A 15,337-nucleotide genomic window follows, 5' to 3' on the forward strand; every position below is an offset into this window, starting at 1 on the left:
CGGAGCCCGCACGCGTTGAGAGCGCTCCCAAGAGACTGCCGTCATCGCCCGACGCTGCCCGGAAGCCGCACCCGGACCGGGCCGAAGGCCCGGTCACGGAGGCGGTGTCAGTGGGGCGTGCGACGATCCAGGACATGATCGTCTCGCTGGATGCCCTCCTGCCCACCGCCGGTACGCACGTGTCGACCACCTACGCCGACTGGGTCGCCGCCCACGACCCGGGCGCGGTCGAGGCCGCGCGTGCGCTGGTGGGGGACATGGGCACCGAGCTCAACCGGTCCTGGACCAAGCCCGGTGCGTTCGTCGACACGATGGCGTGGCGGGCGCGGCAGCTGCCGCCCGCGCATCTGCCGTGGTTCTGGGACACCGTGGGGCACCGGCTGATCGGTTACGGAAGCAGGCCGGGCGGCCGGGCCTACGCCGCGGCGCGGGCGGCCGAGGTCCAGCACGGGCTGCCCGTCGATCCCGCGTACCGCCTGGCCAACGGGCTGTTGTTCGCCAAGGGCGGGGCCATGCCCGCCAAGGAGTTCGGCGCACACCAGCGGTTCCTCGCCGAGACCCTGGAGCCGGCGGCCGCGCACACCGCCCTGGAGGCGTTCCTCACCGCCTGGGCCGCCTCGCCCGCCGACCTGCCCGCGGATCTCGTGCGCCGGGTACGGGCCTCCGCCAAGAAGGCCGGGCTCGGGGACGCGGAGGTCGCCCGGCTCCTGGGCGCGATCCTGTCGGGCACCCGCGAGAAGGTGGTGCCGGACGCCCTGCTGACCGCGGCCGAGACGGTCCTGACGGCCCATCCGCCGACGGACGCGATCGCCGCGGGTCTCGTCGAGGTCTTCCCCACCGGGGTCACCGACGGCGGCCCCTGGCTGCGGATGCTCATCGGCTGCGGCGCGACGGCGGCCATGGAGGCCGGCCGCGTCGTGCCGGAGGGCGGGGTGCACCACTGGCTCGGAAACTTCGTCCGCATGTACCAGTACGCCCTGCAGTCCGGCGGCGGAGTCGCACGGCAGCCGCTGCCGGCGGAACTGCTGGATCTGATCGGCCGGTTGGGGCCCCGCCTGCGCTCCGAGGCCGCCCCCGTCACCCTGCACGTCACCCGCCACCACTACCAGGGCTTCGACGCGGACGTCCTCGACGCCTGCCTGGCGGCCGGGGCCACCGTCACCGACCCGGGCGCGGACGTCCGGATGCGCTTCTGGGGCGAGAAGTCCAAGCGCGACCTCGCCGCGCTCGCCGCCGACCCCGTGTTCGGCCCCCGCCTGGAGGGGACCGTGCACACGAACCTGCTGCCGAACTGGCACCGGTCGCGCGGACGGCAGCCCGGCTCCGCGGTGACGCTGCTCCCGGGCAACGAGGGCATCGCCCAGGAGGTGGCCGGACGGGTCGGCAAGCTCGTCGACACCGTCGGGGGCGGCGGCATGGCCGGCGCCGAGGAATCCGTGGCCGAGCTGGAGACCCTCCTCGACCGGCCGACCGTGACGGCACTCGGCGGGATCGCCGACGCCCTCGGTGCGACGAGCGCCGCGGGTGCGCTGCGCCGTTCGCTCACGGCCGGGCTCCCGGAGGAACTGGCCTGGCCGGCCCTGGAGTCCGTGTACGTCGAGTTCGAAGCCGAAGCCGAAGCCGATGCCGCCGACGGTGTGGGAGCCCTGCCCGGCGTCGCCGGAGTGACCTGCACCTGGCCCGTGCTCACCGTGTTCGGGGCCGACCGGGCCGTCGCGGTCGACCCGGACGGGGTGCGGGCCTCCTGCCGGTTCACGGTGCCCGACGACGCCACGATGTACGCCGTCCACTACGTCGGCGGCTCCTTCCTCGTGAGCTGGTCGGTGAAGCCCGATCCGTACTTCTGCGACACCGCCTGCTGGGCGGACCGGCCCGAGGAGCCGTTCACGCCCGACGAGCAGGGCGGACTCGTGCCGTACGGCGGGAAGCTGGACGGGGCCTACGGCTTCCAGTTCGAGACCGCCGACGGGGGCGGGCGCCACGGCGGCCTCCACGCCCTGCGGCCGGGCGGCAGGGAAGGCATCGACAGCAACGAACTGCAGCTCGGAGACGGCTCCCGTGTCTGGACCAACGGCGTGTACCGCAGGCGCGCCTGGGAGGCGGTGGACCCGGTCACCGGAGAGCCGACGGGCGGCGTCGAGGTGCCCGACTTCCCCGGCCGCCCCGCGAGCGCCGACCCGGGCACGGAGCCGTCCGAGGCGGGCATGGCCCTGGCCGCGGAGTCCCTGCAGCTGGCGCCGCTGCCCGCCGGCCTGACCGGCTCCCCGCTCGGCAGCAGGGACGGTCTCGTCGGGACCCGGATCCTGTTCCGTACCCCGCACCGCGACCCCGCGGCCGACCACTACCTGCTCCAGAGCATCGACGGGCGCACGGCCCGGTTCGACATCGACCGGCAGGGACAGAAGCCCTGGGCCCTGTGGGCGCCGCCCGAGGGCGCCGTGGAGGACGTGGTCCTCGCCGAGGCCGAGACACGGACGGGCGTGCGCGCGTACACCACCGACGGCGTCCTGCTGTGGGAGCTGGACGGCCACCACTCGCCCCGGAGCCCCCGGGTGAGTCCGTCCCGGCGCGTCACCCCCTCCCGCGGCGTCGCCCTTCCCCCGGCCTTCTGGTACCTGCTCCGGACGCGGGACGCGGCCGGGTCCAGGGCGCTGCGCACCGTCAGCCAGGAGACGGCGGAAGCGCTCCTCAAGGCCGCATCCGAGGACGCGGCCACCGCCGAACGCGCGGACGCCTGTGAGGACGCGGACGCCTGTGAGGAAACGGCCGCCTGCGACGCCACGGCGGCCCTCCGGGCGGCCGTGGCGCGGGAGCTGCCGGAGGTCACCGATCCCGTCCTCGTCGAGGCCCTCGTCGCCGTGGGGATGCGGGCCGCCCGTGTGGAGGAGCGGCGGCGCGCCCTGCACCGGCGCGTCACCCTGCTCGCCGAGGCGCCGCCCGTGCGGCTGCGCCGGTCCGCGCCGGACACCGAGCTCGTTCCCGCGCTCTTCGGCCTCGTCGAGAGCGGCGAGCCCGACCAGTGGCGGCGCACCCCCGACGTCGCCCACCCCGCGACGCTCACCGCGGTCGCGGCCGACGGCGCCTGCCTGGACGGGGCGATCGTCGAGGAGGTGCGGCGGCTCTCGCCGCCCGCCCCGCCGCACGACTGGTCACAGCTCCTCGGCGCGATCGACGCCGTCGCCTGGCGGGCGGCGGTGGCACCGACACCGGACCAGGACCGGGCCGCTCTCCTCGCGCTCCTGGACACCTGGGCCGAGCAGCCGTTCGCCCGCGCGGGCAGCCGCTGGTGGGCCGGGCGGACGTCCGGCCCCGGCCTCGTGGACTTCATGCGCGCGGGCGGCACGGCGATCGCGTCCGCCGGCGTACGGGACGGCGGCGCCGACCAGTGGTTCGTGGCGCCCGTCGCCCAGAACCCGCACGCCGACCCGGTGCCGGGCGTGGCCACCGAGACGCGGCACGTGCGCGTGGAGCGGGACGACGCCCGGCGGCTGCGGGCCCTCGTGGCCGCCGTCGACGCCCACGGGCCGGTCCCGGTCCCGGAGTCGGCGGCCGCCCGCTTCGCCGAACTGACGGGCGTACGACGGTCCGTGGCCCGGCTCGTCGTCGCCGGGCTCGTCGGCCGGGACGACCGGGAGGAGCACCGGGCCCTGGTGCGCAAGGCCCCGTACAGGGCGACCCCGCTGACGGCGGAGTCGTACGAACAACTCCGCGACCGGCTGGGCGGCGAGGGCCGCAGGGCCGTCCTGGCCGCCGCGCTGCCCGACGACCCGGCCGAGCTGTGGGGGCAGGGCGGGGTCGAGGCGGCCGTGGAGCGGATGGCCGCGGTGTGGCGGGAGCTCCTCGGGACGGAGACCGCCGTCGACGAGGACACGGCCGACGCCCTGGAGGCCGACCTCGGCCTCGGCGAGGTCTGGGCCCGGCGCCTCGCCGGAGGCTACGACGCCGCCGAGGACGAGACCGTGCCCGCGGCCGGCTGGGAGCTGACGGCGACCCGGCAGGGCACCGGGGTGGAGGTCCGGGCCGTACCGATGGCCGGGCCCGAACTGCCCTACCGCACCCCGGTGGGCCTCAACCTGACGGACATCGCGAGCGCCCTCGTGTGGGCGTGGACGGACCGGCCCGTCGGCGATCCGGCCCTGTCCGGCGCGCCCGCCCTGTACGAGCGGCTGCGCGCCGAGCTGGACCGCCCCGAGCTGCTGCTCGAACTCTCCGAGAGCCGCGTCCGCGACACTCCGGAGCGCATCGCCCAGCGGTTCGGGCCCCGGCGGCTGCCAGTGGCCCGACGCCCGGAGAACGAGGCCGAGCCGGAGACCGCGTACGACTGGGGACCGCTGGTGGTGTGCGCCCCGCACGGCACCGCCTTCCTGCGCCCCGCCGCCGTCACCGACCCCGGCACGTGGCAGGAGGTGCGCGAGGTCACCGACCTCGCCGAGGACCTGGACCGGGTGGCACCGCTGCTCGCGGGCGGCGGGCTTGAGCGGATGATGCGCCGCGCCCTGTCCGGAGCCGTACCGGCCGGGGCGTACGAGGCCGATCCGCGCCGTTCCTGCCCGGAGCTCGTCACCGAGGTGGCGGGGAAGCTCGGCGCGGGCGAGGGCGCGGCGGCCCTGTACCTCCAGCTGGCGACCCTCGCCGCGCCCACCGACCGGAACGTACGCCGGTGGAACGGCTGGTCGACCAAGCGGCACACGGAGGTCCGGGCGGAACTCCTCGCCACCGGCGCGGTCCTGGAGGCCAAGCGGGCACGGGCCGGCCGGACGCTGTTCGTGCCCGGTGACTGGAAGGAGCTCAAGGCCCCGCACCTGCCGCTGGAGACCGCGAAGCTGAAGACCCATGTCGTGCGGCCGATGTGGGACAAGTGGATCCGTTCCCCGTTCGTGCGGATCCTGCCGACGGCCCCCCTCCACGAGATGTTCGAGGAGGCCTGGGAGCGGACGGGGAGCTGAGGAACGGGTAGTCCCGCAGGTCCCTGGACTGTTCGGGTGGGTGCCCCTCTTCCGGCGAAAGACGACGACGCCCCGTCCACCTCTCGGTGGGCGGGGCGTCGTCGTGGAGACGTTCGCCGGTCAGCCGGCGGCGGGAGCCCCGAGTCGGGCCTCCGGGTCGGCGGCCGCCGTCCGGGCCGCCAGCGCCTTCTGCGCGAGGACGCCGAAGACGATGCCGAACACCGCCCACAGCACCGCCTGGATGGCGAGCGAGGCGAGCCTGAACTCCCAGAGCAGCGCGGCCGGGAAGCCCGCCGCGACGGCGTCGTCGTTGTCCGGCAGGACCGCGAAGGCGACGGCCGTCACGACGACGAACCCGGCGCCGGCCGCCAGGGTCGCGTTCCAGTTCCCCAGACGCGGCGCGAGTCGGCGCCCGGCGATCACGGCCGCGATCCCGAGGAGGACGCTGAGCAGGATCATCAGGAAGAACAGGGTGGTGCGCTTCCCGATGGTGTCCGGATTGCCGACGGCCGGAGGGGTCGCCGGGTACTTCAGGAACGGCACCAGATAGACGGTGGTGAACGCGGCGGCGGCGGTGAGCGCCGCCGTCGCCCGCGGGCTGAACCGGCCGACGCGGCCCAGCACGAACGAGAACGCGAGCGAGGCGATGCCGCCGAGCGCCACCCCGTACACGAGGACGCCGGTGGCGAGGCCGAAGGTCGACTGGACGGAGCGGCTGACGACCTCCTCTTCCTCGGCGGGTTCGGCGGTCGCGGCCGCGTCCTCGCCGTGGTGGTGGGCGTGGGCCTCGTGCGCGGCCTGGGCCTCCTCCACGGCGATCGCGCCGTTCACGGGCGGCTCACCCACGGCGTAGGCCACGGCGAAGGCGAAGAGCCCGGCGATCAGGCCCGCGAGCATGCCGCGGACCAGGAGGGATCTGACAGTCGAGGCGTGCATGGTGCGGTCGCCTCTCAGTGGCACGGGAAGCCGAGCAGGTGGCGACCGTCGTGCACCCACTCGTGCACGTCGGTGCCCGCGATCAGGGAGGTGGCGCCCTGCTCGGCACCGACGAAGTACAGCGCGATCAGCGCGAGGAGCCCGACGAAGAAGGCCCAGGGCAGTACGGCGCGCACGGGCAGCGGAGCCGGAACGGCGACGGAAGGGGTGGAAACGGCAGCGGAGACGACGGCCTCGGCCATGATGGAACCTCCTGTGGGAACTCGCGTCCCAGACGGTGGTGCAGGACGACGGTCCACGGGTCTGACTCACCGTGACGTCTCCCTCGGGGACGCCTCGGCTTACAGTGGCGCGACCGTGCCGGATTCTCACCGGACTTCCGTCTCGCCGTCGTCACGCTGTTCAAATGTCGCCTGACGGTACCGCGCACGGGGACCGTCGCCAAGGGCGTGAGGCGCGCATCACCTTCGTACGCCCCCGGTAGAGTCCCGCCCGCCCCTCGTTCGCCCCCGGTAGAGTCCCGCCCGCCCCTCGTTCGCCCTCCGCCCGCCGCGAAGGAACCTGATGACACTCCGGTTGACGCTGATCTCGCCCGCGACGAACGAGGCGCTGCGCGAGGTCCGGTTCGACGACGACGGTCCACTCGACGCGGCGGGCATCGCCCGCGCGGAGGCCCTCGCGTCCGCCGTCGACCCGTCCCCGCGCGCGTACTCCTCGCCGTCCCCGCGCTGCCGCCGCACGGCGGAGGCCCTGGGCCTTCCGGCGGAGTCCGTGGACGCGCTCGCGGGGTGCGCCATGGGCCGGTGGCGCGGACAGAGCCTGGCGGCCGTCGCGGCCGCCGAGGAGGCCGCGGTGACCGCCTGGCTGTCCGATCCGACGGCCGCTCCGCACGGCGGGGAGTCGCTGCGCGACCTGCGCGGCCGGGTCGGTGCCTGGCTCGACGGCCTCCGGGAAGGCTCCGGACGCGTGACCGCCGTCGTCGAACCCGACGTGGTCCGCGCCGCGATGGTCCACGCCCTCGCGGCCCCGGACTCCACGGCCTGGCGGCTGGACGTCCGCCCGCTGACCGCCGTATACCTCAGCGGCCGCGCGGGCCGCTGGAACCTGCGCGCGGGCGAGCCGCTCGGGCCACAGCAGTAGGAGGGGTACCGCACAGCGGTCCCCCCTCCTCGCCACACCCGTGGATCAGGCGGCCGGTCGCTTCCACTCCCGCAGCAGCAGATAGCCGAGGTACGCGCCTCCGACGGCCATCGTGTACAGGCCGACCGGCAGGTTGTCGAAGAGCGGCAACTGCTGGGCGGTGAGGTCGGCGAGGACCAGGAGCAGCGCGCCGAGCAGCGTCGACATGACCAGGTGCGGGCCGCCGCTGCGGGTGACCCGCTTGGCGATCTGCGGCGCCGTCAGGGAGATGAAGGCGATCGGTCCCGCGACGCTGACGGCCCCGGCGGACAGGACGATCGACAGCGTGACCGCCGCCGTCGCCGTACGGGCAGGGCGGGCGCCCAGGCCGGTCGACAGGTCGTCGCCCATCTCGCCGATGCTCAGGGGCCGCGCGAGGAGCGCCGCGAGCGGCAGGCAGACGAGCAGCACCACCCAGATCGTCGTCGCGTCGTCCCAGGAGCGGGCGGCGAGGCTGCCGTTGATGTACGCGGTCAGCGCGCTGGCCTTGTCCCGCTCGACGGCGTACACGACGTACTGGGTGAGGGCCGTCGACATCGCGGCCACGCCGATGCCGGCCACGACCAGGCGTCCCGGGTTGCGGAAGCCGGTCCCGGTCGACAGGTAGACGACCGCCATGGCGATCACGGCGCCGAGCAACGCGCCGACGGGCACCGGCACGACGTCCGGGAAGAACAGCGCGGCGGCCGCCGCGCCCGCCCCGGATCCCGCGCCGAGACCGATCACGTCGGGACTGCCCAGGGGGTTGCGGGTGACGGACTGGAAGAGGGCCCCGGAGAGCCCGAAGGCCGCGCCGGTGGCGATGGCGACGACGAGCCGCGGGCCGCGCAGCCGGTTCAGCACGAAGGCGTTCTTGCCGGTGGCTTCGCCCATGAGTGCCGACGGAAGGTCGGCCGGGTCGATGCCGAGCCGGCCAAGGGAGAGGGTCGCCACGGCCGCCCCGAGGAGCAGCAGGAACGTCACCACGGCGGCGATCACGGTGGGGCGTCGTACAGGGATCGCGACCCAGGGCCCGATCCGCAGCAGGCTCCGGCCCGACGGCCGCCCGGGCCGCTGCGCCGTGACGGCGGGGGCGTTCGGGGTGTTGTCGGTCCGCTCGGCGGTCTTCATGCCGCTCCCCTCATGCGTCGGACGGCGAAGAGCAGCGCGGGCGCGCCGACGAAGGCGGTGACGACGCCGACCATCAACTCCTGCGGGCGGAGCAGTACGCGGCCGACGACGTCGGCGAACAGCAGCAGCGTGGGGCCCGCGAGCGAGGTGAAGAGGATCTGCAGCCGGAAGTCGGCGCCCACGAGCGCCCGGACGAGGTGCGGGACGGCGAGCCCGACGAAGGCGATGGGGCCGACGGCGGCCGTCGCGGCGGCGCTGAGCAGCGTCGCCGCGAGGAGCCCGGCGCCCTTCACGCGCGCGGGGCTGATGCCGAGGGAGGCGGCCTTGTCGTCGCCCATCGCCATGGCGTTGAGACCGGGCGCGAGGAGCACCGCGAGGACGAAGCCGACGGCGGCGAACGGCAGGACCGCCCAGAAGGCGTCGAAGCCGCGCCCGCCGAGCGCCCCGACGACCCAGTAGCGGTACGTGTCGAAGACCTGCGGCCGGGACAGCGCGACGGCCTGGATGAACGCGGCGAGGACGGCGGAGAGCACCGCTCCGGCGAGGACCAGGCGGACCGGCCCGCTGCCGCCGCCGGCCGTGCCGATCAGGTGGACGATCACACCGGTCGCCAGGGCGCCGGCGAGGGCCCACCAGATGTTCTCCCGCTGCCCGGAGGCGCCGAGGAACGCGGTGGCGGCGACGATCGCGGCGGACGCGCCCGCGTTGATGCCGAGAAGCCCCGGCTCGGCGAGCGGGTTACGGGTGATGCCCTGCATCAGCGTGCCCGCGACGCCGAGGCAGAGCCCGGCGAGCAGGCCGAGTGCGGTGCGCGGGTAGCGGCTCTCGACGACGGTGCGGACGTAGCCGTCGCCGTCACCGGTGAGGACCCGCAGGACATCGGACGCGGACGTCGGCTTGCTGCCGAACATGACGCTGGCGAGGACCGCGAGGGCGAGCAGGATCAGGCACAGGGCGGCGGCTGCGAAGTGCCGGGCAGGGCCCCGCCGTACGACGGCGGGGCCCTGGCCGATCCGGGAGAGAGTGGTCACGCTCGGGACCCGCTGCTACTTCCCGGCCTTGGCGACGGCCTTGTCGATCATCGGGAGGTAGCGCTCGATGCTGTACGGCACCGTCAGCGGGTTGATCATCGACGAGGCGGTGACGAAGGGCTGGTCGTTGCTGTAGACGAGCGCGCCCTTCTTGACCGCGGGGATGGCGGCGTACAGCGGCTGCGCCTCGATCTCCTTGCGGGACTTGTCGTCCATGTAGAAGGTGAAGGCGATGTCGCTCTTGGAGAGCTTGTTGGCGTTCTCCAGGCCGATGAGGGCGGAGTCGGTGCCCTCGGTCTCCTTGAAGGTGTTCACGATCGGGTCGACCTTGAGGCCCAGCTTGGAGACCATCGCGACGCGCTGCTCCTCGGGCTTGAAGACGCCGAGGGTGCCGGGGCCGGTGTTGTAGATGTACGAGAACGTGACGTTCTTGTAGTTCGGGCGCGTGGCGGCGGCGTCGGCGAGCTGCTTGTCGATCTTGGAGGTGAGCTCCTTGGCCTTCTCCGGCTGGCCGAGCGCCTTGGCGACGATCTCGATCTGCTGGTCCCAGTCGGTGCTCCACGCCTGGTCGGGGTAGGCGACGGTCGGCGCGATGTCCTTGAGGAGGTCGTACTGCTTCTGCGTGATGCCCGACCAGGGGGCGAGGATGACGTCGGGCTCCAGCTCGGTGATGGCCTCGATGTCGAGCTCCTCGCCGCCGTCGAACTGCTTGGGCAGCGTGGCGCCGGACTTCGTCACCGCGTCGTGGATCCAGGGCAGGTAGCCGGTCTTGTCGCTGCCCCACGGGTAGCTCTCGATGCCGACGGGGACGTTGCCGAGGGCGATGGCGGTCTCGGCGGAGCCCTGGCCGAGGGTGATGACGCGCTTCGGCTTCTCCTTGATGACGGCCTCACCGAGGGCGCTCTTGATGGTGACGGGGAACGCGCCCGCCGGAGCCTTGGCCGCCGAGTCCTTCGTCTCGTCCTTCTTGTCGTCCGAGCCGCACCCGGTCACCATGAGGCCGAGCGAGACCGCGGCGGCACCCGCCACGAGGACGCGGCGGCGGAAGGGGGTGAACACTGCAGGCATGGCGGATCCTTGTCTCCGGGCAGAGGTGTGCTGACGCCCCGCTCGACGCCTCTCCAGGCATGGGGATGCCGAGGCAGCGGCCAGTGCGCGGCGCTTGTTAGGTGAGCCTAACCTATCTGCCCCTGGTCCAGTGCGCCAGGCCCCTGCCGAGCGCCCGCGGGGGCGACCACGTCACCGAGCCCCCCACATGAACCGCCGTCAGCCCGTGGCCTCCCACGCCGTCGTCAGCCCGTCCAGCCACGCCGGCGGCAGCTCGGCGGCGTCCCACTCCTCGTGCAGGTCCGCCGGTGCGGTCGCGAGCCGTTCCAGGACGGCGACGCTGGTGGGGGAGTGGATGAGGGAGTACCGGCCGTGGATCGCGATCGCGCTGCCCGGCCCGTACTCGGCGTACAGCCGCTCCAGGCGCGCCCGGTGGACCGAGGTGAACTCCGTCAGCCGCCCCGCGTACCCCGCCCGCTGACGCGAGCTCATCGTGCCGAGCAGGGCCCGCAGCACCTGCTCGGTGACCTCCGGGTCGAGGTCCGAGACATCCGCGAAGGAGAGGTACAGCGGAGTGACCGCCACCTTGGTCCGCTCCAGCTCCGTCCGCCCCACGGGAGGCCGGTCGTCCGGAGAGGCGGCCGACGGATCCGCCGCGACGGCGTGCCTCAGCGCCCGCTCGGAGACCGCGCCCAACTCGTCGGTGACGGCCCGCACCCCGTCGAGCCACCCGGCGGCATACGCCTCGCCCTTCCCCTCGGGCGCGCTCCGCTCCGCCCCGCCGATCTCCTCGTACGCGAGGGCCAGCGCGCCCGCCTCGACGAACCCGATCAGCTCCTCGGCGTCGCCGGACCAGACCCCCGCCCTGGCGAGCAGCTGGAGGAGCGTCCTCTTCGCGTTGAGGACGCTGGCCTCGTCCAGCTGCTGCCGTCCTTCTCCGGCGGTGCTCACAGGGTCCTCCTCGTCGTAGGGACGGCGCGTGCGGGTCTCCGCGGAACGCTGCATTCGAGCCTACGCAACACCCGTCGCCGCCAGCGGGCGGCCGGGCCCTTCGAGGTGCCGATGACCGGCCGATCGCCTGCCTCGGCGTCAGGAACGTGTGCGGTCCCGGTACACGCGCAAGCGCGACACCTCGTACGACATCTCCGTCGCCTCCGGGTCGGGCGCCGGGTGGTACCGGCCCGCGCACACCGAGAGGTTGACGATGAGGTGGGCCCGCCAGGAACGCCCCACCCCGCGGCGGTCGTCGAAGACACGCGATCCGTTGACCCACCACACCACGGAGCGCGCCCCGAACGAGACCCGGAGGTCCACCCACGCCCCCGGCTGGACCGCCGGGTCCCGGAAGTAGAGGTACCGGCCCCGCACCCGGTTCGACAGCTCCAGGAGGTCCGGGTTGTCGGGGTGGTACTCGAAGACGTCGATCTCCTGGCCGCCGTCGAGCCAGGTCCAGATCGCCGGCCAGGCGCCCGTCTCCACGGGCAGGCGCACCCGGGCCTCCAGGACGTCGCCCGCCCGCACCAGGAACCCCTCCGTGCTCCCCTCCGTCGTCAGCAGCCCGGCGTCCCAGAGTCCGTCGGCCCTGCGGGTGGCCCGGAAGGTCCCCGACCGGCTGTACGAGGGGTCCTCCACCAGGTGGTCGAGCTTGTTGTCGCCCTGGTTCGTCGGGCCGCCGTCGGGATAGGCCCACGAGTGGCCCGCGACCCACTGCTCGGCGGAGGAGAAGTCGGCGTCGAGGACGAGGTTCTCGGGCGTCGTCGCCGGATCGCGCCCGCCGGAACCCTTGCCGCCCCGCCGGAGCCGGTCGAAGAAGTCGGACATCACGGCACCACTCCCTTCGCGGGGGCCTCCATCGGCCCGCGGGCGATCCGCCCCACTTTGCACCGAGCGGCCCGGGGTTGGGGGCACTTGGCGAGAACTCGTCATTCCGCACCCATCGTGCGGGCGGGGCACGTCAGGGGAGCTGGTCGTTCCACCGGTAACGGTCCGGCAGGACGTGGACGGTCATGGAGGTCTCCCGCGTTCCCCAGTCCATGTCCGTCTCGGCGATCACCCAGGCCATCGCCTGGTACGCGCTCGGACGCGTGGTCTTCCGGGGACAGGCGTCGAGCGGCGTGACGGCGGACCGGCCGGCGGGGACCGTCAGGCGCACGCCGGTGCCCCAGGGCGCGGGACAGGGCGTCACGACACGGCTCCGCACCCAGGACAGGCGCGCGCGTACGGTCACGGCGCGACTGCCCGGGTTGTCGATCCGCACGGCGAACCTGAGGCTGTCGCCGTCGTCGAGGATCTGGCTGCAGGCGCTCCAGGCGGCGTGCTCCACGGCCCGCACCTTGCCGCAGCGGTAGTCGCCCGTCATGGGTCCCGGGGCCGCCGTCCCGGTCACCGCGGGCGGCCCCACCGGCCCTCCCGGGGCCGCCGCGGGTCCCTCCGGCGCCTTCGCGCCCGCCGCCGCGACCGGCGCCCCGCCGCCGGTCGGCGAGGTGGGCAGGTGGGCGGCGGCCCAGGTCGCGACGACCGCCGCCAGCGCGACGGCGCCCATGAGCGCCCGGCGCCCGGGGGTACTCCGCCCCCGCGCGGGCGGCTGGTCGCGCACGTCGTGCCGGTGGGTGAGTGAAGCCGCCGGGGCCGACACCGATACGGGCTCCGCCGTCGAGGCATCCGCCCCGGGACCGGACGGCACAACGGGCGCCGGCTGCCGGGGGGACACGACCTCCGTCGGGTCGATCGGCCGGGACTGCCGCGCGGCCACCTCCGTCGGGTCGATCGGCCGGGACTGCCGCGCGGCCACCTCCGTCGGGTCGATCGGCCGGGACTGCCGCGGGGTCACGTCCGTCGGTTCGGCCGGCCGGGGCTGCCCGGCAGGTGCCTCCGGCGGGTCGGTGTGCGACCCGGCTCCCGCGCCCGGCGGCTCCGCGAGCGCCTTCGTCCCCCGTACCGCGGCCCTGCGCCTACGGGCCTCCGTCCGGGCCTCGTCCAGCAGCCGCGCCCACCGCTCCGCCTCCTCGGCCCCGACCCCGAAGAGCTCGGCGAGCGCCGCAAGCACCTCCGCGTCCGGTAACGCGGTCGCCTCCGGGTCCTTGTAGCGGTTGAAGCTGGAATCGCTCAGGCCCCGCATGGTCCGCCCGGCGAAACGGGACTTGAGCCGCGCCTCGATCCGCTCCTGCGCCAGACAGCCCGACCGCGTCCACGCCGCACCGATCCGGCGGGCGAGCTCCGCGCGGGCCGCGCCGCCCCCCGTCGCGCCGAACGCCTCACCCATCGTCATCCCTCCGCCGTCCCACGACCGACCGAAACCGCAGGTCAGAGAAGTGAGCCGGTCGCGGGACCGGGATGAAACGACGCCGGGTGAGCCGACCCGGCGAAGGTACTGCCGCCACCGCCCCGCCCCCGGGAGTCTGATTCCGCCGGGCCGATCGAAGGCCCGCGTTCCCACCGTCTGACAGGAGAAGAACGATCATGCTTCGTTCCAGGACACGCGCCCTCGCCCTCGCCTCCACCGTCCTCGCCCTCGCCCTGGCCGCGCCGGCCGGCACCGCCGCCCACGCCGCGCCCACCGCACCTCAGGCCCGGGCCGCGGGCGGCAAGGTGACGCTCGTCTTCGACAAGAACCCGAAGAACCCCACGTACTCCAAGCTCACCGCCTACCTCGGCAAGCGCGTGCTCGGACAGTGGCGCGCGGGCTCGGGCACCACCACCAACCCCTGCCAGGTCGGCAAGGGCAGGAGCGGCGGATGGCTGCCGAACGGCACGTACGCCATCCCCTTCCGCACCAAGACCCACAACGGCAAGGCCATCAAGGGGTACGCGATCCGGCTCGCCGACAAGAAGTGCAAGGGCGGCAAGGGCGCCAACCGGGACGAGCTCTTCATCCACAGCCGCATGACCGTGAACGGCGCGTCGCAGTGGCGCGGCGACCGCGACTACAAGTCCCTCGGCTGCGTGAAGCTGCGCCCGGACCGCATCAAGGCCCTGTTCAGGACCCTCGACACGTACGGCGAGGCCAAGACCCTCAAGGTCGTCGCCTGACCTGACCCGCCGTCGCACCCCGTGTCCCGAGCCGCCGCTCGGGACACGGGCGTCACGCCTGCGTGATCGTCCACGCACCGACGAGCGAGGCCACATGAGCACGCGTGCTCAGCCGCCACGCCGTGCCGATGTCCGTCGGGGCTCGTTGATCACGCCATGAACCACGTGACCACCGGCCGACGCGCCCGTCTGCTCGCCTCGACCGTCGCCGTCCTGCTGCTCGGAGTCGTGGGTGCGCCGAGCACGTACGCCGGCGACGACGCGCAGGACTGTCCGGCCGCGGAGATCTTCGCGACCGACAACACCGCGATCATCACGGACCCCGACGACCCCCGGCTGAACACCCGACTCACCCGATTCGGCCACGAGGTACGGCGGATCATCCGCGCCCACGGCGCACGGCCCGGCGACTCGGAGCTGCTGAACGGCGTCTTCTGGTCCGAGGAGCTGAAGCAGGCGACGTACGAGCGGTCCCGCGAGTTCGACGTCGAGAGGGTCGGCCGCGACGGGCTCCACCACATCGCCGGTGTCATCGCCAAGCAGTACCACCAGGAGGCGGTCCTCACCTTCCGCTGCCTGCCGTGCACGGCGCCGGAGACCGACGCGGTCGAGATCGAGGTGCCCGGCGTCCGGGTCGACAGCCTGCGCGAGGCACTCGTCGCGGACCCGGAGGCCCGCGACAAGCTCGGCGGCGGGTCCGTCACCCTCGACGGCCGGCTCGTCCTCGTCGCCCCCGTCGAGGACCTGCCCCTGGCCCGCAGGTTCACCACCTCCCTCGGCGCCGACTGGGACCGGGCGGAAGTGCGCTACGGGGACCGGGAGTTCGTGACGGGGGGCGTGTGACGGCACGCCCCGCCAGGTAGGCACGACCGGCCGAGTACGGAGGCGGGCCGGCTCTCCGGCCGGCGATGCGATTCCGGTCATTTCCCGGCCGGAATCCGGCGCCCCGCCTTGTCTCGGCCCGGTTCGATCACGTAGCGTCGTCCGTCATGAACACCGGACCGGCTATACGCCATGCACAGACGGGCGATCCGGTGGACGACTGATCGCCGCGCGGGT

The 15,337-nt window shown here is 74.1% G+C and carries 12 protein-coding genes; 4 read left to right on the forward strand and 8 right to left on the reverse strand.

Going from position 1 to position 15,337, the window contains the following annotated elements; genetic code table 11:
* The first annotated feature begins 134 nt into the window (after positions 1-134).
* Positions 135-4,946 (forward strand): hypothetical protein, encoded by a 4,812-nt coding sequence (locus ACWGN5_RS12945; protein WP_453514093.1) that lies wholly within the window; start codon positions 135-137, stop codon positions 4,944-4,946.
* Positions 4,947-5,066: 120 nt separating this feature from the next.
* Here the strand turns inward: ACWGN5_RS12945 and ACWGN5_RS12950 are convergent, their stop codons facing one another.
* Together ACWGN5_RS12950 and ACWGN5_RS12955 are read right to left on the reverse strand one after the other, a co-directional pair.
* The gene (locus tag ACWGN5_RS12950; protein ID WP_453514095.1) at positions 5,067-5,882 is read right to left on the reverse strand and encodes a CbtA family protein; all 816 of its coding nucleotides are present in this window, start codon (positions 5,880-5,882) and stop codon (positions 5,067-5,069) included.
* A 14-nt stretch (positions 5,883-5,896) separates the two neighbouring features.
* Positions 5,897-6,124: a CbtB domain-containing protein gene (locus tag ACWGN5_RS12955; RefSeq protein WP_356904422.1), complete on the reverse strand. Its 228-nt coding sequence runs from the start codon at positions 6,122-6,124 to the stop codon at positions 5,897-5,899.
* A 322-nt stretch (positions 6,125-6,446) separates the two neighbouring features.
* Between ACWGN5_RS12955 and ACWGN5_RS12960 the strand changes: the two genes are divergently transcribed.
* A complete protein-coding gene (locus ACWGN5_RS12960; RefSeq protein WP_453514098.1) occupies positions 6,447-7,022 on the forward strand; it encodes a histidine phosphatase family protein in 576 nt (191 codons plus the stop codon).
* A 45-nt stretch (positions 7,023-7,067) separates the two neighbouring features.
* On the opposite strand, the gene ACWGN5_RS12965 is transcribed toward ACWGN5_RS12960, so the two are convergent.
* The 6 genes from ACWGN5_RS12965 to ACWGN5_RS12990 form a co-directional block, all read right to left on the reverse strand.
* Positions 7,068-8,171, reverse strand: coding sequence for a FecCD family ABC transporter permease (locus ACWGN5_RS12965; RefSeq protein ID WP_453514100.1), 1,104 nt, complete (start codon positions 8,169-8,171; stop codon positions 7,068-7,070).
* Entirely contained in the window at positions 8,168-9,202 is a 1,035-nt protein-coding gene (locus tag ACWGN5_RS12970) for a FecCD family ABC transporter permease (protein ID WP_453514103.1), read from the reverse strand. Before ACWGN5_RS12970 ends, ACWGN5_RS12965 begins: the two co-directional genes overlap by 4 nt.
* A 15-nt stretch (positions 9,203-9,217) precedes the next feature.
* The gene (locus ACWGN5_RS12975; protein WP_453514105.1) at positions 9,218-10,270 is read right to left on the reverse strand and encodes an iron-siderophore ABC transporter substrate-binding protein; all 1,053 of its coding nucleotides are present in this window, start codon (positions 10,268-10,270) and stop codon (positions 9,218-9,220) included.
* A gap of 198 nt (positions 10,271-10,468) precedes the next feature.
* Complete coding sequence (locus ACWGN5_RS12980) at positions 10,469-11,200, reverse strand: hypothetical protein (RefSeq protein ID WP_453514107.1); 732 nt, start codon at positions 11,198-11,200, stop codon at positions 10,469-10,471.
* Between the two features lie 138 nt (positions 11,201-11,338).
* On the reverse strand, positions 11,339-12,070 hold the full coding sequence (locus ACWGN5_RS12985; protein WP_453514109.1) for a beta-glucanase: 732 nt from the start codon (positions 12,068-12,070) through the stop codon (positions 11,339-11,341).
* 133 nt (positions 12,071-12,203) lie between these two features.
* A complete protein-coding gene (locus ACWGN5_RS12990) occupies positions 12,204-13,517 on the reverse strand; it encodes a hypothetical protein (protein WP_453514112.1) in 1,314 nt (437 codons plus the stop codon).
* Positions 13,518-13,708: 191 nt separating this feature from the next.
* On the opposite strand from ACWGN5_RS12990, the gene ACWGN5_RS12995 reads away from it, so the two are divergent.
* A complete protein-coding gene (locus ACWGN5_RS12995) occupies positions 13,709-14,278 on the forward strand; it encodes a L,D-transpeptidase (protein WP_453514115.1) in 570 nt (189 codons plus the stop codon).
* A 156-nt stretch (positions 14,279-14,434) separates the two neighbouring features.
* Positions 14,435-15,121, forward strand: a complete 687-nt coding sequence (locus tag ACWGN5_RS13000; protein WP_453514118.1) for a hypothetical protein — start codon at positions 14,435-14,437, stop codon at positions 15,119-15,121.
* The last annotated feature ends 216 nt before the right edge of the window (positions 15,122-15,337 follow it).

It is taken from the genome of Streptomyces sp. NPDC055815, assembly GCF_053616475.1.

Excerpts from the sequence above, each read along its gene's own strand:
- ACWGN5_RS12955 (WP_356904422.1), bottom strand. The coding sequence starts at position 6,124 with ATGGCCGAGGCCGTCGTCTCCGCTGCCGTTTCCACCCCTTCCGTCGCC.
- ACWGN5_RS12985 (WP_453514109.1), bottom strand. The coding sequence starts at position 12,070 with ATGTCCGACTTCTTCGACCGGCTCCGGCGGGGCGGCAAGGGTTCCGGC.
- ACWGN5_RS12950 (WP_453514095.1), bottom strand. The coding sequence starts at position 5,882 with ATGCACGCCTCGACTGTCAGATCCCTCCTGGTCCGCGGCATGCTCGCG.
- ACWGN5_RS13000 (WP_453514118.1), top strand. The coding sequence starts at position 14,435 with ATGAACCACGTGACCACCGGCCGACGCGCCCGTCTGCTCGCCTCGACC.
- ACWGN5_RS12965 (WP_453514100.1), bottom strand. The coding sequence starts at position 8,171 with ATGAAGACCGCCGAGCGGACCGACAACACCCCGAACGCCCCCGCCGTC.
- ACWGN5_RS12960 (WP_453514098.1), top strand. The coding sequence starts at position 6,447 with ATGACACTCCGGTTGACGCTGATCTCGCCCGCGACGAACGAGGCGCTG.
- ACWGN5_RS12945 (WP_453514093.1), top strand. The coding sequence starts at position 135 with ATGATCGTCTCGCTGGATGCCCTCCTGCCCACCGCCGGTACGCACGTG.
- ACWGN5_RS12995 (WP_453514115.1), top strand. The coding sequence starts at position 13,709 with ATGCTTCGTTCCAGGACACGCGCCCTCGCCCTCGCCTCCACCGTCCTC.
- ACWGN5_RS12990 (WP_453514112.1), bottom strand. The coding sequence starts at position 13,517 with ATGACGATGGGTGAGGCGTTCGGCGCGACGGGGGGCGGCGCGGCCCGC.
- ACWGN5_RS12975 (WP_453514105.1), bottom strand. The coding sequence starts at position 10,270 with ATGCCTGCAGTGTTCACCCCCTTCCGCCGCCGCGTCCTCGTGGCGGGT.